Annotated in this window: 17 protein-coding genes; 14 read left to right on the top strand and 3 right to left on the bottom strand. The window is 61.3% G+C overall.

Translation table 11 applies throughout. The features are described 5' to 3' along the window. Nucleotides 1-6: 6 nt before the first annotated feature. The 7 genes from MPZ60_RS09555 to MPZ60_RS09585 all read left to right on the top strand — a co-directional run bounded on the left by MPZ60_RS09555 (nt 7) and on the right by MPZ60_RS09585 (nt 8,931). Nucleotides 7-840: an enoyl-CoA hydratase/isomerase family protein gene (locus tag MPZ60_RS09555; protein ID WP_034351699.1), complete on the top strand. Its 834-nt coding sequence runs from the start codon at nt 7-9 to the stop codon at nt 838-840. Continuing rightward, complete coding sequence (locus MPZ60_RS09560) at nt 837-2,810, top strand: biotin carboxylase N-terminal domain-containing protein (protein ID WP_034351701.1); 1,974 nt, start codon at nt 837-839, stop codon at nt 2,808-2,810. The genes MPZ60_RS09555 and MPZ60_RS09560 overlap by 4 nt, the downstream gene beginning before the upstream one ends. Next, complete coding sequence (locus MPZ60_RS09565; protein WP_034351703.1) at nt 2,807-3,949, top strand: acyl-CoA dehydrogenase family protein; 1,143 nt, start codon at nt 2,807-2,809, stop codon at nt 3,947-3,949. The genes MPZ60_RS09560 and MPZ60_RS09565 overlap by 4 nt, the downstream gene beginning before the upstream one ends. 102 nt (nt 3,950-4,051) lie before the next feature. Further along, nucleotides 4,052-4,918: a 3-keto-5-aminohexanoate cleavage protein gene (locus MPZ60_RS09570; protein ID WP_003069778.1), complete on the top strand. Its 867-nt coding sequence runs from the start codon at nt 4,052-4,054 to the stop codon at nt 4,916-4,918. Nucleotides 4,919-4,936: 18 nt separating this feature from the next. Next, complete coding sequence (locus MPZ60_RS09575; RefSeq protein WP_034351705.1) at nt 4,937-6,478, top strand: class I adenylate-forming enzyme family protein; 1,542 nt, start codon at nt 4,937-4,939, stop codon at nt 6,476-6,478. Beyond that, a complete protein-coding gene (locus MPZ60_RS09580; protein WP_034351845.1) occupies nt 6,475-7,278 on the top strand; it encodes an SDR family oxidoreductase in 804 nt (267 codons plus the stop codon). The genes MPZ60_RS09575 and MPZ60_RS09580 overlap by 4 nt, the downstream gene beginning before the upstream one ends. Nucleotides 7,279-7,341: 63 nt before the next feature. Next, nucleotides 7,342-8,931 carry a class I adenylate-forming enzyme family protein gene (locus MPZ60_RS09585; protein WP_034351707.1) on the top strand — a complete coding sequence of 530 codons (1,590 nt, stop codon included), beginning with the start codon at nt 7,342-7,344 and terminating at the stop codon, nt 8,929-8,931. Between the two features lie 53 nt (nt 8,932-8,984). Here the strand turns inward: MPZ60_RS09585 and MPZ60_RS09590 are convergent, their stop codons facing one another. Beyond that, nucleotides 8,985-9,785: an SDR family oxidoreductase gene (locus tag MPZ60_RS09590; RefSeq protein WP_034351709.1), complete on the bottom strand. Its 801-nt coding sequence runs from the start codon at nt 9,783-9,785 to the stop codon at nt 8,985-8,987. Between the two features lie 310 nt (nt 9,786-10,095). Between MPZ60_RS09590 and MPZ60_RS09595 the strand changes: the two genes are divergently transcribed. From MPZ60_RS09595 to MPZ60_RS09605, 3 genes are all read left to right on the top strand, one after another. After that, nucleotides 10,096-10,845: an SDR family NAD(P)-dependent oxidoreductase gene (locus MPZ60_RS09595; RefSeq protein WP_034351710.1), complete on the top strand. Its 750-nt coding sequence runs from the start codon at nt 10,096-10,098 to the stop codon at nt 10,843-10,845. A gap of 9 nt (nt 10,846-10,854) precedes the next feature. After that, nucleotides 10,855-12,318: an NAD(P)/FAD-dependent oxidoreductase gene (locus MPZ60_RS09600; protein ID WP_034351712.1), complete on the top strand. Its 1,464-nt coding sequence runs from the start codon at nt 10,855-10,857 to the stop codon at nt 12,316-12,318. Between the two features lie 66 nt (nt 12,319-12,384). Beyond that, complete coding sequence (locus MPZ60_RS09605; protein WP_003063290.1) at nt 12,385-13,326, top strand: alpha/beta hydrolase; 942 nt, start codon at nt 12,385-12,387, stop codon at nt 13,324-13,326. 257 nt (nt 13,327-13,583) lie between these two features. Here MPZ60_RS09605 and MPZ60_RS09610 read toward each other — a convergent pair whose 3' ends face one another. Further along, entirely contained in the window at nt 13,584-15,590 is a 2,007-nt protein-coding gene (locus MPZ60_RS09610; RefSeq protein ID WP_034351714.1) for a U32 family peptidase, read from the bottom strand. Between the two features lie 59 nt (nt 15,591-15,649). Next, nucleotides 15,650-16,384: an NUDIX domain-containing protein gene (locus MPZ60_RS09615; RefSeq protein WP_034351716.1), complete on the bottom strand. Its 735-nt coding sequence runs from the start codon at nt 16,382-16,384 to the stop codon at nt 15,650-15,652. Between the two features lie 239 nt (nt 16,385-16,623). Here MPZ60_RS09615 and MPZ60_RS09620 point away from each other — a divergent pair, with 239 nt between their 5' ends. The 4 genes from MPZ60_RS09620 to MPZ60_RS09635 are packed head-to-tail and all read left to right on the top strand — an operon-like array spanning nt 16,624 to nt 19,269. Further along, a complete protein-coding gene (locus MPZ60_RS09620) occupies nt 16,624-17,175 on the top strand; it encodes an RNA 2'-phosphotransferase (protein WP_034351718.1) in 552 nt (183 codons plus the stop codon). Continuing rightward, entirely contained in the window at nt 17,172-17,795 is a 624-nt protein-coding gene (locus MPZ60_RS09625; protein WP_034351720.1) for a phosphate acetyltransferase, read from the top strand. Before MPZ60_RS09620 ends, MPZ60_RS09625 begins: the two co-directional genes overlap by 4 nt. Then, nucleotides 17,792-18,361, top strand: coding sequence for an NADAR family protein (locus MPZ60_RS09630; protein WP_034351722.1), 570 nt, complete (start codon nt 17,792-17,794; stop codon nt 18,359-18,361). The genes MPZ60_RS09625 and MPZ60_RS09630 overlap by 4 nt, the downstream gene beginning before the upstream one ends. Next, nucleotides 18,358-19,269: an ADP-ribosylglycohydrolase family protein gene (locus tag MPZ60_RS09635; RefSeq protein WP_034351724.1), complete on the top strand. Its 912-nt coding sequence runs from the start codon at nt 18,358-18,360 to the stop codon at nt 19,267-19,269. The genes MPZ60_RS09630 and MPZ60_RS09635 overlap by 4 nt, the downstream gene beginning before the upstream one ends. The last annotated feature ends 148 nt before the right edge of the window (nt 19,270-19,417 follow it).

Consider the following 19,417-nt stretch of genomic DNA (forward strand, 5'->3'; position numbering starts at 1 on the left):
CGGCGCATGACCCAGGTGCTTGAAATCGAACGTCTTCCCTTGGGCAACGGCTTTGTGGAATGGTGGCGGCTGAACTCGCCGCAAACCCGCAATGCGCTGACTGATGAGGTGGTGCAAGCCTTGCGCGATCACGCCGCCAGAGCGCAGAAGGATTCACTGCTGCGCGTGGTCGTGCTGTGCGGCAACGGCGGGCATTTCTGTGCGGGCGGTAGCCTCGGAGGCTTTGCCAGCAGCATAGGCTCTCCGCTGCCTGCGGGCGCGCAGGATCCGCTGGTTCAGGTCAACCGCGAGTTTGGTCATCTGCTGCAGCAGTTGGCAGAGTTGCCCCAGTTGCTGATCGCTGCCGTGCAGGGCACAGCCATGGGCGGCGGTGTGGGGCTGGTCTGCGTGGCCGACTGGGTGGTGGCGGATCAGCAGGCCGTCTTTGCCACACCCGAGGTGACGCTGGGCATCGTGCCTGCGCAGATCGCGCCGTTTGTGCTGCGCAGGCTGGGCGATGGTTCTGGGCGTCAATGGTTGCTGGGCGGTCAGCGCTGGTCCGCAAGCCAGGCGCAGAAGGTCGGTCTGGTGCAGACCGTGATCCAGGCCACAGACGCTGCCCACTGGCGCGAGCAGTTGCAGCATCAGCTTGAAATCTGCGCACTGGCTGCACCGCAGGCGGTGGCAGCCACCAAAAAATTGCTGGCAGCCATTGGCGGGCAAAGTCTGGATACATCGCTGAACCAGGGCGCGCAGGCCTTTGCCAGTGCACTGCGCAGCGCTGAGGCGGGGGCGGGGCTCAAGGCCTTTTCCAGCAAGCAGCCCGCGCCCTGGACCTGCAAGGCAGGAGGCACATCATGAAGCGCATTCTGATTGCCAATCGTGGCGAGATTGCGCTGCGCATCATGGCTACGGCCAGGCGCATGGGCATAGATACCGTGGCGGTGTACTCGGATGCGGACGCGGGAAGCCTCCATGTGCAACAGTCCACGCAGGCCTATGCACTGGGCGGGCTGACATCGGCACAGAGCTATCTGGACATGCACAAGCTGCTGGCGGCCGCCAAGGCAACAGGGGCCGATGCCGTGCACCCCGGCTACGGCTTTCTCAGCGAGGATGCCGGCTTTGCCCAGGCCGTCCAGGAAGCGGGCCTGATCTGGATTGGCCCGCCGCCGGCGGCGATTCGCCAGCTCGGCAGCAAGGCCGCAGCCAAGCAACTGGCCAAGGCCCATGGCGTGCCCTGTCTGCCGGGCTACGAAGGCGATGACCAGTGCGACGCGCGCTTTGCCGATGAAGCCGCCATGATTGGCTACCCCGTCATGGTCAAGGCCGTGGCAGGTGGTGGGGGGCGCGGCATGCGGCTTGTGGAAAGTGCCAACCAGTTGCATGCCGCTCTGAACAGCGCACGTTCGGAGGCTCTGGCTGGCTTCGGCAACGGTGACTTGCTGGTGGAGCGTGCCGTCATGCATCCGCGCCATGTGGAGGTGCAGGTGTTTGCGGACGGGCATGGCCATGTGATTCATCTGGGGGAGCGCGATTGCTCGGTTCAGCGTCGCCACCAGAAGATCATCGAGGAAGCCCCCAGTCCGGCCGTCAATGCCGAGCAGCGCGAGCATATGGGCAGTTGCGCCGTGGCCCTGGCCAAGGCCGCAGGCTATGTGGGGGCTGGTACGGTGGAATTCCTGGTCGAAGGCCGGCAGTTCTATCTGATGGAGATGAATACCAGACTGCAGGTCGAGCATCCTGTGACCGAGGCATTGACTGGTCTGGATCTGGTCGAATGGCAGATTCGCGTGGCGCGCGGCGAAGCCTTGCCGCTGACGCAGCAGCAGGTTCGGCTTGACGGCCATGCCATCGAGGTGCGGCTGTGCGCCGAAGACGAGAACTTTCAGCCCCATACCGGCGTGGTGCGGCATTTCTCGGCACCCGAGGCCGCCGTCTTCAGTCGCGCGCCGCTGCGCTTTGACCACGCGTTGCACACCGGCAGCGAAGTCACTCCCTATTACGACGCCATGCTGGGCAAGCTGATCGTCCATGCGCCAACGCGAGAGCAAGCCATCGACCGGCTGATTCATGCGCTGGGCCGGCTCAGGGTGCTGGGCTTGCCGACCAACCGCGCCTTTCTGATTGAATGCCTGAACGACGAGGTGTTCAGGCGCGGCCAGGCTCTGATCTCCTATCTGGCGGGCGATGCGCCACGCTTGCAGCAGTTGCTGCGAGAAAAGGAAGCTCTGGCGCACCAGCACTGGGGAGCGCTGTGCGCCGTGGGCCAAAGGCCGGGGCCGCTGGCTTGCAGTTATGCCCAGTTGCGCAAGCTGCAGCACCGGGGCCGGACACAGGAGCTGATGCTGCGGCCCGAGACCGCACAAAGCTGGCTGCTGCAGCGGCATGGCGCCGAGCCTGCGCTGCTGCAGGTCGACGAGTTGCTGGGCGATTGCTGGCGAGCGAGATGTGAGGGCCTGACCCAAACCGTGCAGGCCGTGCAACTGCCCGCCGGGCAGGGCGGCTCGCGCTGGCATCTGCAGGCCGGCGGCGTGGACTGGTGGCTCGAAGATGTGAGCTATGCCCCGCCCGAGAATGCGGCAGCAGCGGGCCAGACTGCAGAACTGCGCGCGCCGTTCAACGGCCGTGTGGTGCAACTGGGGGCGGTGGCCGGGCAGGCGCTCAAGGCCGGCGATGTGGTCGTGGTCATCGAATCCATGAAGCTGGAGCACAGTCTGAGCGTGAAGGCCGACTGTCGGGTCGAGGCCGTGCTGGTCAATGCCGGCCAGCAGGTGGCGCCAAGTCAGGTGCTGCTGAAACTGGCGCCCATGTCTGGAGGTCCTGCATGACGGATGCTGCTGAACGCGAAATGCTCTATGACCTGGTGCGTCGCTTTGCGCGCGAGCAAATCGCCCCCCATGTCACGGCCTGGGACGAGGCGGGCGAGTTCCCGCGCCAGCTCTATCGCCAGGCCGCCGAGCTGGGGCTGCTCGGCATTGGCTACCCCGAGGAGCTCGGTGGTACTGCGGCTACACACAGCCTGCGCGCAGCTCTGTGGCTGGCGCTGTGCCGCTACGGCGGCAGTGGCGGCGTGCTGGCCAGTCTGCTGTCGCACAACATCGGCCTGCCGCCCGTGGTGGCTCTGGGAAGTGATGCGCTCAAGCAGCAGGTGGTGCCCGATGTGCTCTTGGGCCGCAAGATCGCGGCGCTGGCGATTACCGAGCCCGGCGGCGGATCGGACGTAGCGGCGCTGCGTACCAGGGCCAGGCGCGATGGCCACGAGTATGTGATCGAGGGCGAGAAGACCTTCATCACCTCGGGCATGCGTGCGGACTGGATCACGGTGGCGGTGCGCACGGGCGAGGAGAGAGGTGCATCCGGCATCTCCCTGATCCTGGTGCCTGGCGGCAGCAAGGGTTTGAGACGCAGCCCGTTGCACAAGATGGGCTGGCAATGCTCGGACACGGCCCACCTGTTATTTGATGGTGTGCGCGTGCCGGCCAGCCATTTGCTCGGCGCCGAGGGTGAGGGTTTTCGCGCCATCATGCAGAACTTCAACGGTGAGCGCCTGGGCATTGCCTGTGGTGCACTGGGCTTTGCCCAGGCCTGCTATGACGAGGCGCTGGCCTGGGCCCAGCAGCGCCAGACCTTTGGCGTGACGCTCAATCAGCATCAGGTCATACGCCACAAGCTGGTGGATATGCAGCAGCGCCTGCGCAGCACCGAAGCCTGGCTCAACGCCGTCTGCGCACGTGCCGATGGCGGCGATAGCGGTGCGGATTGGGTGGGCGAGGTCTGCGTGCTCAAGAACCACGCCACCCAGACCATGCAGTTCTGCGCCGATACGGCGGTGCAGATTCTGGGTGGCATGGGCTTTATGCGCGGCACGCTGAGCGAGCGCATCTACCGCGAAGTCAAGGTGCTGACGATTGGCGGCGGCACCGAGGAAATCATGAAAGAGCTGGCCGCGCGCCAGTGGCGTATCTAGCGCGGCTGTTGCAGCGGCCTCAGCCGTTGCCGGGAAATTTGAGCGAAATCAGCCTGAAACGCTTGTGAATGAAGCGTTATCAGCTTCTATCCAAGGAGCGATATGTCCGACAAAGCCATTATTACCTGTTCCATTACCGGGGTACTGACCGATCCGAATCAGCATCATGTGCCCGTGACGCCAGAGCAACTGGCGCAGGAGGCGCGCCGAGCCTATGACGCAGGCGCATCGGTGGTTCATGTCCACTTCAGGCGCCAGGAGGAGGGCAAGGGTCATCTGCCCAGCTGGGATCCGGCAGTGGCCAGGGCCTGCGTGGATGCCATGCGTGCAGCCTGCCCCGAGCTCATCATCAATCAGACCACTGGCGTGGTCGGCCCCGACTACCAGGGACCGTTGGATTGTTTACGTGCCACGCGGCCAGAGATGGCGGCCTGCAATGCGGGCTCGCTCAACTATCTCAAGACCCGCAGCAATGGAAGCTGGGCCTGGCCGCCCATGCTGTTCGACAATCAGCCCGCCAAGGTGCAGGACTTTCTCGATGTGATGGCAGAGACCGGCACATTGCCCGAGTTCGAGTGCTTTGACGTGGGCATCGTGCGCTGCGTGGGCATGTATGTGGAAACCGGCATGTACCGAGGCCTGCCCGAATACAACTTCGTGATGGGGGTGGAGTCCGGCATGCCGGCAGACCCCGATCTGCTGCCCATACTGCTCAGGCTCAAGATCAAGGATGCGCCATGGCAGACCACGCTGATCGGGCGCAGCGAGATCTGGCCCACCCATTTGCGCACAGCCGAGCTCGGCGGACATCTGCGCAGCGGACTGGAAGACACTTTCTATCTGCCCGACGGCAGCAAGGTCACATCCAACGCTCCGCTGATAGAGCAGCTGGCTCGCTATGCGCGTGATGTGGGCCGTGAAGTCGCCACTCCCAGGGAGGCCAGGCAGATGCTGCACCTGGCGGCCTGAATCAGGGAGAAGTTACAGATGAACGCTTGTACTCTTCCTCGGACCGTGGCGCAGGCACTGGCGCAGACCGTGGCCGACCATCCCCACAGGAATGCCTATATCGACCAGGGGCGCGGCTACAGCTGGCAGCAGGTGGATGTCATGGCCAGCGCCTGGGCCGCCCATCTGTCCTCGCTGGGCCTGCGACCCGGTGAACGCATCGGCATCATCCTGCCCAACGGTCTGCCCTGGGTACTGAGCTATCTTGCGGCGGCGAAGACGGGGCTGGTCGTGGTGGGCCTTAGCGTCCGATACCGCGATGCCGAGCTGGACTTCATGTTGCAGGACAGCCAGGTCAAGGCCGTGCTTGCGCCGCGCGAGTTTGCCGGCTTCGACTACCAGAGCTATCTGGCGCAGGCCCGTCGGCGTTTTGCGGCGCTGGAGCATCTGCTGTGGGTGGATGAAGGATTCGAGCAAGCGCTGCAGTCCGGCGCGAAAGCCTTGCATGAAGGCGACGGTCCTGCACCGGATGACCTGCTGATGATCATTTACACATCCGGCACCACGGGCAGGCCCAAGGCAGCGGGGCTGACGCATCGCTCTCAATTGGGCTCAGCGTTGGCGCAGCATGCGCATGTGAAGGCTGCGGCGGACGACATGGTGCAACTGGCCATGCCGCTCAACCATGTGGGCGGCATTACCTGCGGCGTGCTGACCATGTTGCTGGTGGGCGGTTGCTGCGAGCTGGTGCCCATGTTCAGCCCCGAATCCGTGTTGAGGATGGCGCAAAAGCATCCGCCGACCTGGCTGGTGGGCGTGCCCACCATGCTGACGCTGCTGCTCATGCATCCGCTTCTGGTAGAGGTGGATATGAGCCGGCTGCGCCTGATTGTGGTGGGTGGATCGAATGTGGAGCCGGTTTTGCTGCAGCGGCTGCAGCAGCAGTTTCCGGGCGTGAACATCATGAATCTCTACGGCCTGTCAGAGACTTCCGGGGCCATCGCGATGACACCCTGGCAAGCGGATCAGCAAGCCCTGCTGCACAGCATAGGCAAGCCGCTGCAAGGGGTACAACTGCGCGTGGCCGGGGCTGATGGAGAGGAGCTGCGCAGTGGTGAGGTGGGGGAGCTGTGGTTTCGTGGTGCAGGGGTGATTCCGGCCTATGTGGGGCAGCAGCAGGACGAAGAGGTGTTTGCCGGCGGCTGGCTTCATTCGGGTGATCTGGGGTTTGTGGATGAGCAGGGCCTGATCCATCTCAAGGGGCGGCAAAAAGACATGTTCATACAGGGCGGCTTCAACGTCTATCCCAGCGAGGTGGAGGGCGTGATTGCCGGTCATGCGGGCGTGCTGATGGTCGCCGGCATAGGCGTGCCGGACCCCGTGCTGGGCGAGGTGGGGCGCTATTACATCGTGATCAGACCTGATGCCAGCGTGAGCGAGGAGGAACTGCTCACGCATTGCCGCCAGCAGCTCGCTGACTACAAGCTGCCGCGCCAGCTGGTGTTTCGCACCGAGTTGCCGTTGACCCCGGCAGGAAAGATCCAGAAAGCCTTGTTGCGAGCAGAGGAGTGCTGTTCATGAATGTGCAATTTGATTTTTCGGGCCGCCATGTGATGGTGTTTGGCGGCACCACAGGCATCAACCTGGGCATTGCCCAGCACTACGCGATGGCAGGAGCCCGGGTCTCGGTCGTCAGCCGCAAGCAGGCCAATGTGGACGCGGCCCTGGCGACGCTGGGGGCGCAGGCCTTTGGCGTGGTAGCCGATGTGCGCGATGAACCGGCGGTGGCAGCGGCGCTGGCGCAGGCCGTGGCTTGCCACGGGCCGCTCGACGTGCTGGTGTCTGGTGCGGCAGGCAACTTCCTCGCACCTGCGGAGCAGATGTCGTCCAACGCTTTCAGGGTGGTGGTGGACATCGATCTGCTGGGCAGCTTTCATGTCGCGCGTCAGGCTCTGGCGCACTTGCGGCAGCCGAGGGCGAGCCTGATCTTCATCACCGCGCCGCAGTCCACCGTGCCCATGATGTACCAGGCCCATGTCTGTGCAGCCAAGGCAGGAGTGGACCATCTGGCGCGGGTACTGGCACTGGAGTGGGGTGGCAGGGGCATTCGTGTGAACGCCATTTCCCCCGGCCCCATCGAGGGCACGGAAGGCATGCGTCGGCTGGCCCCGCAGGGAGCTGAAGGAGACGCTCTGGTACGCAGCATGGTGCCGCTGGGACGCATGGGCACGATCGCGGATATTGCCCGACTGGCCATGTTTCTGGGCAGCGATGCGGCCAGCTATATCTCCGGCACGGTCATTGCCTGTGACGGCGGGGCGCAGGGCCAGCTTTCGCCCATGGTTGCTGCCGCCGCGATGGCCATGCCGCAGCAGAATTAGAGACACAACAAGAAAAAGCGTGGGTTATGGGTTCCGGGTTGCACACTATCAAGGAGACAAACCATGATCGAGATGAGTCTGACGAAGGAGGCACGGCGCATCCGGCGCATTGCGCTGGGCGACCTGCTCCACCGCAGTGCGCGCAAGTCTGGCAGCCGCACGGCGCTGGTCGATGGTGCTGAGCGCATCAGCTATGCCGAGCTGGATGCGCGAAGTTCGCGCTTCGCGCATTATTTGCTCTCGACGCTGGGGACGGGCAAGCAGATCGGCATGCTGTGCGCCAATTCCATAGACATGGTGGTGGCCTGCAATGCCATTCACAAGGCGGGGCAGGTGTGGGTGCCCGTCAATATCAAGCTGGAGGTATCGAGCATCGACTACATCCTGCGGCATGCAGAGGTGTCGGCAGTGGTGGTCGATCAGGAGTTGCTGGCCCTGCCCGGGCTGGCCGAAATTCTGCAGCAATTGCAGGTGCCGCTCATCATCACGCGCCCGCAAACGCAGCAAGTACAGCCAGGACTGCCGGGCATATCGTTGGCACAGTCCGAGGCAGGCCAGTCCGATGCTTTGCCCGAGGTTGATATTGACGACAACCAGGCGGCCTTGCTCATGTACACCAGCGGCACCACGGGCAATCCCAAGGGCGTGGTGCATTCCCATCTGTCGGTATACGCGTCGGTCAAGGGCAATATCGACGAGATGAAATATGGCGAGGCCGATGTGCTCAGCGGCTGGTTGCCTCTGTTTCATTGCGCTCAGCATGCACTGGTGCAGACTGCGCTGGCGGCAGGTGCTTGCACCGTGCTCACGCGGCAGTTTGTGCCGGCGGAGGTGGGGCAACTGGTGATGAAAGAGGGTGTGACGATCTTTGTCGGGCTGCCCCTGATGTATGCAGCGGTGCTGGCCGATCCGGGTTTTGCGCCCACCACCATCCGGCAGTGCATCTATGCCATGGCACCCATTCCCAAACCCTTGATCGCCCAGATTGCGCAGCGCATGTGCCGCAATATCTCTCTAGCCACGGGGCAGACCGAGATATATCCGGCCACCATGACTTTCTACCCCTTGCTCAATGCCGAATGCGATGCCAATTTCTGGGGGCGCTCTCTGAGCACGTGTGAGACCGCCGTTATGGACGACGATGGCAATCTGCTGGGAGCGGGCCAGGTCGGCGAGATCGTGCATCGCGGCCCCAATGTCATGCTGGGTTATTTCAAGGACCCAAAGGCGACGGCAGAGGCACAGAAGTTTGGTTGGCACCATACCGGCGACCTGGGCATGTGGGACGCGCAGGGGCGCATGGAGTTCATAGATCGCAAGAAGGACATGATCAAGACCGGCGGCGAGAACGTGGCCAGCGTGAAGGTTGAAGCCGTGGTGCTGGCGCATCCTGAAGTGGCGGCCGCCGCCGTGTTCGGTCTGCCGCATCCCCACTGGAGCGAGGCGGTCTGTGCCTTTGTCATGCGCAAGCCGGGGGCTCAAGTGGATTCGGAGTCGATACTGGCCCATTGCCGCAATCATCTCAGCGGCTTTGAAGTGCCAAAACTAGTCCATTTTGTGGAGGCCTTCCCGTCCACGGCGACGGGCAAGGTGCAGAAAAACGTGATGCGACGCCAGTTCGAGCAGGTGGCCAGAGAGCTTTGGGGCACCTGATATCCGGGCGTGTCCGCAAATGCTGCCAGGGCCTGCAAAAGCAGGCCCTGGTTTCACTCTGCGATCTCCTGCGTCCAGGACAGCACCGGGTCGGTGCGCGTCTCGATGAGCTTGTTGCGGGCCTTGAGCAGCGGGTCCAGCATTTCCGGCTGAGGCACGATCCAGTATTCACCACGGTCAATGGCTGCAAAGACGCGGTTGGCAAACTCCTCGGTGTCCATACCGTTTTCGTCTAGCAAATGGGTCATCATGCCGTGAAACTTTGCCGACGCCGCGTCAGGCGCTTCTCGGAAGATGGCTGTCCTGACGGGGCCTGGTGCCAGCAGCGAGACCTTGATTTGCGGATCAATGGCCGCGAGTTCGCCAGCCAGACCTTCGGTCAGCGCGACCACTGCGAACTTGGTGGCGGAGTAGGGGGCCATCATGGCGCTGGGCAGAAAGCCGCCTACCGATGCTGTGTTGACGATGCGGGCAGGCCGGTTGGCCTTGAGCAGACGCGGCACAAAAGCGCGCAGGCCATTGACAATGCCGTTGACGTTGACTTGCCAGGCCTGCTGCCACTTGGCATCGCTGATCTCCCAGCTATTGCCGGTGCTGAGAACGCCTGCGTTGTTGAACAGCAGATCGACCTGACCGAAAGCTGCATAGGCCTTGTCGGCCAGTGTATCCAGCGACGCCTGGCTGGTGACATCGGTGGCCACGGCCAATGCCTGATCTCCCAGTTCCAGCGCGACTTTCTCAAGACCCGCCTGGTCGCGGTCTGCAACCACGACTTTCATTCCAAGAGTGACTGCCTTTTTGGCAAGGCCTGCACCAATTCCGCTGGCTGCACCGGTGATGACTGCAACTTTCATGATTTCCTCATTGGCTAAATGCGAATGAATTAAAGCATTTCCGGCTTATCTATATTTCTCACGAATTCCCGCTTGACAGTTATTGAAGGTGTTTACAGTATTTATTGATTTATTAAATGGAAAGACCTGCTTGACATATAAAAAATCCGGGCACAGTACGTCCAAATGAATTAATGGTTTCCACTAGGGACTGTAAACACAAACTTATTTTGTAAAGAGGAAAACTCAGAGTGATTTGAATTTGAAAAGAACAAAGAATCTCAATCCTCATCGCCAATTGGTGGCGGTCAGCCAGTATTGAGGTTTGAAAATGAATCCATTCATCAGTGGTTTGGAAGGAAAAGTGGTTCTGGTTACAGGTGGTGCCTCGGGCATAGGCCTGGCCAGCGCCCAGGCCCTGGCAGCCAGCGGAGCCAAGGTGGTGTGTGCCGATCTTCAGCAAAGCCAGGATTTGCCGCAGGGCTGCGAATTTCGCAAGCTCGACGTGAGCAGCGAGAAGCTGACCAATGAGTTGGTTGCTTACATGCTGGACCGCTATGGGCAGATTGATGGGCTGGTGACTTCGGCTGGCATTTCCCGCGTGGGTGATCTGGAGAGCATGCCCTTGCATGAGTGGGAGCAGGTACTGCAGGTCAATTTGACGGGGACCATGCTCAGTGCTCGTGCCGTGGCCAGCCACATGAAACGGCGGGGTCAGGGCTCCATCGTCACCATCGCCAGCATCAACGGAATGCTGGGCAACCCGACCAATCTGGCCTATTGCACCTCCAAGGGGGCTGTGATTCAGATGGTGCGCAGTCTGGCATCGGATCTCGGTCCTTACGGCGTGCGGGTCAACAGCATCAGCCCCGGCTATATCCATACACCCATGACCACCATGCTTGATGAACTGCCTGTAGGCCAGGCTTTCGAGGCCATGCATTTGCTCAAGCGTGCGGGCAGGCCGCAAGAGGTAGGTAATGCCGTGGCATTTTTGCTTTCCGATATTTCTTCATTTATTACCGGGGTCAATCTTCCGGTGGATGGTGGATTCTCTGCAGCAAAAGTAATTAATATTTAAGGAATTCCAATGAAATATGACGTCATAGTGATTGGTTGCGGAATGTCCGGAATTCTGGCTGGTATTCATCTGAAGAATAGCGGGAAGAAATTCATTATTCTGGAAAAGGCCGGGACATTGGGGGGGACCTGGCGGGATAATACTTATCCAGGCCTGACTTGCGATGTGCCATCGCACGCCTATACCTATTCTTTCGAGCCCAACCCCGAATGGTCTCGGGTACTTCCGCCCGGAGCCGAGATTCAGCAGTATTTCGAAGGCGTGTTCCAGAAGCACGGTATTGCCGATTTTTCGCAGTTCGGCACCGAAATCACGCGTGCCGAATGGACGTGCGATGCATGGACGCTGCAGGATCAGCATGGCAAGCAATACCAGGGCAAGGTGGTGGTTGCCGCCACAGGTGTGCTGCACCACCCCAACTATCCGCAGATCAAGGGCCTGGAGGAGTTCGAGGGGGACACGATTCACAGTGCGCGCTGGGATCATTCTGTACCGCTGGACGGCAAAAGGATCGCCGTCATCGGCACGGGATCAACGGGTGTGCAAATTGTCTCGGCACTGGCGTCGCGTGCCAGGGTGCGACATTTTCAGCGCACGGCACAATGGATTTTTCCGGTCGAGAATCCAGCTTTCAGCGAAGAGCAGCGTGCCGAATTCCGCAGCAACCGCGATCTGCTGGTTTATCTGCAGCGCGAACCCACTTATGTAGCCAATGTGGAGCGCTTTACCGAGGGTGTGCTGGATCCGAATTCGGAGCAGATTCAGGAAATTCAGAAAATCTGCCAGGACAACCTGGATGGCTCTGTTGCAGACGCAGCCTTGCGTGAAAAACTGCAGCCTCATTACCGGGCTGGTTGCAAGCGCCTGATTTATTCGCCCGACTATTACAAGGCGATCCAGCACCCCGATTCCGAGTTGATCACCGAAGCTATTGCCAAGGTCGAGAAAAAGGGAGTGCGTACCAGCGACGGCATGCTGCATGAGGTGGACATCATCGTCCTGGCCACGGGATTCAAGGCCGACCGCTATGTGCGCCCCATGAATGTGACGGGCCTGAACGGAGCCACGCTGGAGCAGGCCTGGAGCGATGTGCCCACGGCATACAAGTCCATCTCGGTGCCGGGCTTTCCCAACTTTTACTTCATGAACGGGCCGACCTCTCCCGTGGGCAACTTCTCGCTGATCGATACCTCGGAAATGCAGTGGGGCTATATCTCGCAGCTGATAGAGCGTGGTCAGCAAGCCGGTGTGGCAGGGCTTTCGGCCAGGCCCGAAGCCCTGGCTCAGTACGACCAGGAGCGCTTGCAGGCCGCCAAAGGCTCGGTCTTCGGCTCGGGCTGCAACAGCTGGTACCTGGACAGAAACGGTGTGCCCAACACATGGCCCTGGTCGCAGTCGCGCTTCCGGCAGGAGATGAGTGCGCCGGTATGGCAGGACTATATCCACCACCAGACCGAAGAGCTTGTGGCCTGAGTGCCGTCTTGCGCCCGTCCTGGCCTGTCCTGGTCGGGCGCGCTCCATCAACTTCAAGGAGTCCCAATGCAGATACACCCAGAAATGGCTGCTGTGCTGGAGCAGTTCAAGGATGCTCCGCCCATGGATTTTGTGGCCACTCCGGTGCCCGAAATCCGCAAGCTCATGGACCACATGGCCTTTCCGCCTGCCGACCTGCCCATGCATGAGGTGCGCGAGATCGACATTCCCGGTGGCGATGGCCAGCCGCTCAAGCTGCGCCTGTACCGTCCCGGCACCGCGCAGGCAGCGCCGGTCATGGTCTATTTTCACGGCGGTGGCTGGTGCATAGGCACGCTGGAAACGCATGACAATCTGTGCCGCCACCTGGCGCGTATAACCGGCATGAATATTGTGTCGGTCGATTACCGGCTGGCTCCCGAGCATGTCTTTCCTGCCGCGCTGGACGACGCCTATGCCGCCACGCGCTGGGTGGCACTGCATGCGGCCGAGCTGCATTGCGATGCGCGGCAGCTGATGGTGGCGGGCGACAGCGCGGGGGGCAATCTGGCCGTCGCCACCTGCCTGCGCGCAAAAGAAGACGGCTGGAGAGGCATATCCCAGCAACTGCTGTTCTATCCGGTCTGCGATGCGCATATGGATGCGCCATCGCATGCGCTTTATGGGCAGATGCCGTTTCTCACCACCGAAGCCATGGCCGCGATGTGGCATCACTATCACCCTGCCAGGCCTGCACATCCACTGGCCTCCATCATGCAGTACCCCGATCTCGCTGGTTTGCCGGCAGCGGTGCTGGTGACGGCGGAGCTGGACATATTGCGCGACGAAGGAGAGGCCTTTGGCCTGCGCCTGCAGCAGGCCGGCGTACCCGTTTCCAGCCTTCGTGCGCAAGGCATGTTGCATGGGTTTGCCAACTTCAGCACCCTGGTGCCGGCAGTGGCAAAGTTGCTGCAGGAGGCTTGTACAAAGCTGTCTTTTGGCAAGATATCGGCTGTTGGACAAGCCTGATACATGCAACTGTTCATGTATACAGTTATGTGTGGTGGATGCCTCAGTTTTATCCCCGCATCATGTGGACGCTCTTGTGGAAAACTATGCTTTCAAGCCTTGAAACCCGCGCCAGATGGTGATTTGCACGGATTGCCTAAAAAATAGACGATTTGAGCAAAGGGATTGAACCGAGGGTTTTTACCAGTGGTTTTGAGGCTGTAAAAAAGCCCGCCAACCGTTGCCGGTAGCGGGCTTTTTTGTGGGCTCAAACGTGCTCAGGAAAGTTGCTGAGGCGTGGGGCGTGTGCGGTAGAACTGCATGGGAGACTCTTTCATTTCCTTGGCATGCTGGTTGAGCACCGACTTCTTCATCTTGCCAACCACATGCATCTCGCAGGGCTTGCAGTCAAAGCGCAGCGTGAGCTTTTCCTTGCCGTTGATCAGCTGCAGCGGCTCTGCCTTGATGGTGCCCTTGACGCCGATCACGCCCTTGGCCTGTTTGGGACACAGGCTCATCGAGAAGCGCACGCAGTGCTTGGTGATCATCAGCGAGACTTCGCCTTCCTCTTCCTTGCTCTCGTAGGCGGCGTCGATGATCTTCACACCATGCTTCACATAGAAGTCATGGGCCTTCTGGTTGTAGACATTGGCCAGATAGGTCAGTGTGTCTTCAGGAAAAGGCGCGGGCGGCTCCACGGGCTTGGCGCGGGGCAGACGCACAAAGCCGTCGGCGCGGGCCTGTTCCAATGCGGCAACGGCATCGCGACGCAGCTGGTTGAGCACGGAGGCGGGTACAAACCAGGGCTGACTCAGGCTCAGTGAAATATCGTTCACCTCGAAAACCGTCGCGCCAAAGCGTCCCAGTTGCTCGCGCAGCGTGGCTTCTGCCTTGGCTGGGTCGGTGGCGCTCTGGTGCTCATGCGCGATGGCGGCAGCCCCGACAAACCCGTCCTCGTCGGTCAGCGTCAGCGCAAAGCCGGCAGCAGCTTCCTTGAACTCGGCCCATAGACCGATACGGCGCTCGCTGGACTTCTTCTCCAGCGTGCGTACCCAGTCCATATCGCGGTTGCGGTTGATTTCCAGGCCCTTGCGCAGATCCTTGAATTCGGCGATCTCGTTTTTGGGGAAGACGCGCCAGATGCCTTTTTTGGCGCTCACGCATTCGGCACGGTTGATGTGCACGCCCACCAGTTCCTTTTGCAGATCGTAGTAGCACAGACCGTCGCCGTTGTGCAGCTCGGCGGTCTTGTCGCTGGTTTCGATCTCGAACCATTTGTCGCCGACCTGTGTCACCCAGCCGATGGCACGACCCGGTGTCTTGGGCGTGTCGAAGGCGCCGATGTCATCCTTGCGGCCATTGACGAAGTAGTCTGTGAACTCGCGGTTGAAATTCTGGTCCGGATCGGGTTCGAACGAGAAAGTGGTGCGGCCTGACGACGAGCGCGCCAGCGGCTGATCGGAGAACTCGCGCTCCTCGATGATTTCGTCGAGCAGCTTGCGGTAATGGGCCGTGATGTTCTTCACATAGCCCATGTCCTTGTAGCGGCCCTCGATCTTGAAGCTGCGCACGCCGGCGTCGATCAGGGCGCGCAGGTTATCGCTCTGGTTGTTGTCCTTCATGGACAGCACGTGCTTTTCATGCGCGATGATGCGGCCGCTGGCGTCCGTTACTTCATAAGGCAGGCGGCAGGCCTGGTTGCAGTCGCCACGGTTGGCGCTGCGTCCGGTATGGGCATGGCTGATGAAGCACTGGCCCGAGTAGGCCACGCACAGCGCGCCATGCACAAAGTATTCGATGGTGGTGCGGCTCGGGTCTGTCGCGGCGCGCACGGCGGCAATCTGTTTCAGATCCAGCTCGCGCGCCAGCACGATCTGCGACAGGCCGGCGTCCTGCAGAAAGCGGGCCTTCTCGGGCGTGCGGATATCGGTCTGGGTGGACGCGTGCAGCTGGATGGGTGGCAGATCGAGTTCCAGCAGACCCATGTCCTGGATGATCAGCGCATCGGCGCCGGCGTTGTAGATCTGCCAGGCCATATCGCGTGCGCCCTGCAGCTCATCGTCGCGCAAGATGGTGTTGAGCGTGATGAAGATGCGGCTGCCAAAGCGGTGGGCGTGCTTGATGAGCCGCTCCAGATCGCGGATGTCATTGCCTGCAGTCGCTCGCGCGCCAAAGGCCGGTCCGCCGATATAGACGGCGTCCGCGCCGTGATTGACGGCTTCGATGCCGATATCGGCGTCGCGCGCCGGGGACAGGAGTTCGAGCTGGTGGGGCAGGAGAGACATAGGGGCAGGATTATCTCAGCAAGCCCCGGTTTCGGCACAGCGGCGGGTAATCGCCTGTATCAATGGCCGCGTGGGCTGAATGTGCGCGGAAATACCACGGGCCCGCTGCGGTCCGCCAGCCGGTAGCCCATGGCGGGGCGGTTCGACACGCCTTCCACATGGCCGGCTTCGACCAGAAAGTTCGCTGCCAGCATGCGGGTGCGAAAGCCGCTTTTGTCCACGCTGCGACCCAGCACGGTTTCATAGACTTGCTGCAACTGGGGCAGGGTGAAGGGCTCGCTCAGCAAAAAAGCGGGCAGCGAGGTGTATTCGACCTTGCTGCGCAGTCTCTCCACCGCCGTCTGCAAGATGCTGCCATGGTCAAACGCCAGTGCAGGCCGGCGCAGCAATTCATCCACTTCGAACCAGGCCACATCGGCCGCATTGGCGCCTTTGGTCAGTTGCAGCTCATGGGCGGGAATCAGCGCAAAGTACACATGGGTGGCCGACCAGCCACGCGGATCACGTGCCGCGCCGCCCCAGCTGCCAAGCTGTTCCAGATAAGGGCTGTCCACACCCGTCTTCTCCTTGAGCTTGCGCGCGGCGCAGGCCTGCAGATCGGCATCGAGATCCACATTCACAAACCCCCCGGGCAAGGCCCAGAGGCCGGGAAATGGATCATCGTCGTGACCTGGGCGTTGCACCAGCAATACATTCAAGCGGCCTTGCGCAATCGTGAAGATCACCACATCCACCGTGGTGTAGGGGCGAGGAAAGTCCGGCGCTGGCTTGGAGTGACGCTGTGTAACGCTCATAAATCAGGCTTGACGGGATGAATGATGGGTTGTATTGTACAACTTTCTTAAGTTGTTCAATGCAACTTATATCCTGTAGCTGGAGCCCGCTCCAAGCATGCAGACGCATGCCGACAAAGCCGGGCCTGGGTTTGCGACCAGGCTGTGGCACCGTGGAAAGTACGCCAAGGTCGGGCGCTGGGCAGCGCTAGAACCTGTCATGAGCCAGGTCGACAGCTTCAAACAAAGAGAACAAGAAAATGAAAAATCAAAACACCACCGCACGCAGCAAATTCCTCAGCCTGGTGCTGAGACACAGTCCCGAGACTATAGGCCTCAAGCTCGACGATGCAGGTTGGGCTCAGACCGATGAACTGCTGGCCTGTCTGGCGCGCTCCGGCCGACCCACCAGTCTGGAGGATTTGCAGACCATCGTGGCTGACAACAACAAGCAACGCTATTCCTTCAGCGCAGATGGCAAGCGCATACGCGCCAATCAGGGCCATTCCATCAAGGTAGAACTGGGTCTTGAGGCAAGGCGCCCTCCGGCAGTGCTCTACCACGGCACGGCCACGCGTTTTCTGGATGCGATCTTTCATGAGGGCCTGAACCGGCAGTCACGCCATCATGTCCACTTGTCCGAAAGCCAGGCAGTGGCTGCTCAGGTCGGCAGTCGTCACGGCAAGCTGGCCTTGCTGCAGGTGGACGCCGCGCGTATGCAGGGCGAGGGCCATGTGTTCTATCGCTCCGACAACGGCGTGTGGCTCACCGATGTCGTCCCGGCCCGGTATCTGCTGAAGCTGCCGTCATGAAAGTTTCAAAAATCATATCTATCGACGCAGATGGCGTGCTGCTGGACTACAACCTCGCCTATGCCTCAGCCTGGGAGCGGGTATTTGGCGAGCGTCCGGTGTTGAAGCAGCCTGACGCCTACTGGGCCATGGAGCGATGGGGTGTTGCCAACTTGCAGGGCGAGGCTCTGAACCGTTTTCGCGCCAGCTTTGATGCGCAGTTCTGGTCCGGCATTCCAGCGATTGCAGGTGCGATACAGGCTTGCGAGCAGCTGTGCGCCGCCGGTTACGAGCTGGTCTGTGTGTCGGCGATCAAGCCGCAGTTCGCCGAGGCTCGGCAGACCAATCTGCGCAAGCTGGGCTTTCCCATATCGCGTGTGATCGCCACCAGCAGCCGTACTGATCCAGGCCTCAGCCCCAAGGCTCAAGCCCTGGCCCAGTTGCAGCCCCTGGCATTTGTCGATGACTTTCTGCCGTATTTCGAAGGCGTGGGCGAGCGGATTCACAAGGCACTGGTGCTGCGCGAGCAAGGCGGGTCGCCCAATACCGGGCCGGGTCTGCAGGCTATTGACTCCACTCACGCCACGTTGGCGGGCTTTTCCCGTTGGTGGCTGAACCATTATCAAGAAGAACAGACATGAACCGAGATTACGAAATTCGATCCCTGACGGACCTGTTGGTCCAGCTCGATCAAGGCTACCGCCCCAAATTCCTTTGCTTCTGGGGCCATCAGCCCGAAAAGAATGGCTCGGTGGGCAAAGGCTGCCTGAGCCAGTGGTTTTCTGCTCCATTTACCGTCGAAGGAGACCGCTTTGCCACGGCAGAGCATTTCATGATGGCAGCCAAGGCGCGGCTGTTCGGGGATGAAGAGGCGCGCGCGCAGGTGCTGGCTGCGCCGTCTCCGGCCAGTGCCAAGCAGATAGGGCGCAGCGTGCGCAATTTTGACGAGGCACGCTGGAAGGCGGAGTGCTTCGATATCGTGGTGCGCGCCAGTGTGGCCAAGTTCTCGCAGAACCCGGCCATGGGGGAGTTTCTGCTGAGAACTGGTGAGCGTGTACTGGTCGAGGCCAGTCCGCGCGACCGCATCTGGGGCATCGGCATGGGCGCGGCCAATCCCGACGCAGAGCAGCCGCGCAAATGGCGCGGACAGAACCTGCTGGGTTTTGCGCTGATGGCCGCGCGTGCGCAGCTGAGGGCCGGACAATGAACACGCTGGACCGTTTTGAAGGAGCTCTGCTGGGCCTGGCCTGCGGCGATGCCGTGGGCACGACGCTGGAGTTCCGGGCGCGCGGCAGCTTTGCGCCGCTGACCGATATGGTGGGGGGCGGGCCGTTTTCACTGAGGGCCGGACAATGGACGGATGACACATCCATGGCTTTGTGCCTGGCCGAGAGCCTGGTCGTCAAGGGAGGTTGCGACCCCGGGGACCAGATGACGCGCTACGCCAACTGGTATCAGTGGGGTTACTGGAGCTCCACCGGTCACTGCTTTGATATCGGCATGGCAACGCGCGAGGCGATACAGCAATACCTGCGCACCGGCAATGCACTGGCGGGAAGTGAAGATGCGCGCAGCGCCGGCAATGGCTCGCTGATGCGGCTGGCTCCGGTGGCCATGGCGTATGCCCATGACGAGCAAGAGGTGCAGGAGATGGCGGCGCTGAGCTCCCGCACCACACATGCCGCTGCGGAGTGCCTGGATGCCTGCCGTCTGTTTGCCGTGACATTGAGCCGCGCCCTGCTGGGCGCCAACAAGGCGCAGGTGCTGGATCTTGCCGCGCTGCCGTTTGGCAGCCCACGCATTGCCGAGATTGCACAAGGCAGCTGGCGCGGCAAAAGCCGCGAGCAGATCCAGAGTTCGGGCTATGTGGTGCACAGTCTGGAAGCAGCTTTGTGGTGTTTTGACAGGCTTGAGAGCTTTGAAGCCGTCGTTCTGGAGGCGGCCAATCTGGGTGACGATGCCGACACCACAGCGGCCATTGCCGGCCAGATCGCGGGGGCGTTCTGGGGGCGCAGCGGCATTCCTGCGCACTGGCTGGAAAGACTGCATCAGCAGGCTGATATTCGCGCGCTGGCGCAATCGATTTATGCGCTGAATCAGGTGCTGGCCCGATAGATTGCGCGTGGCCATGCTCCCCATCGCGGGACCAGCTCACACCGTGCAGGCAGGTCACAGATCCTTGATTGTTACCGCGGAGGTCGCGAAAGCCGCACCGGGTCTGCGCGGTCTGCGGGTGCCTGTGGTCGTGCCAGTGGTGAACATG

It is taken from the genome of Comamonas sp. 7D-2 (assembly GCF_022749555.1).
In the GTDB taxonomy this organism is placed as follows: domain Bacteria; phylum Pseudomonadota; class Gammaproteobacteria; order Burkholderiales; family Burkholderiaceae_C; genus Comamonas; species Comamonas thiooxydans.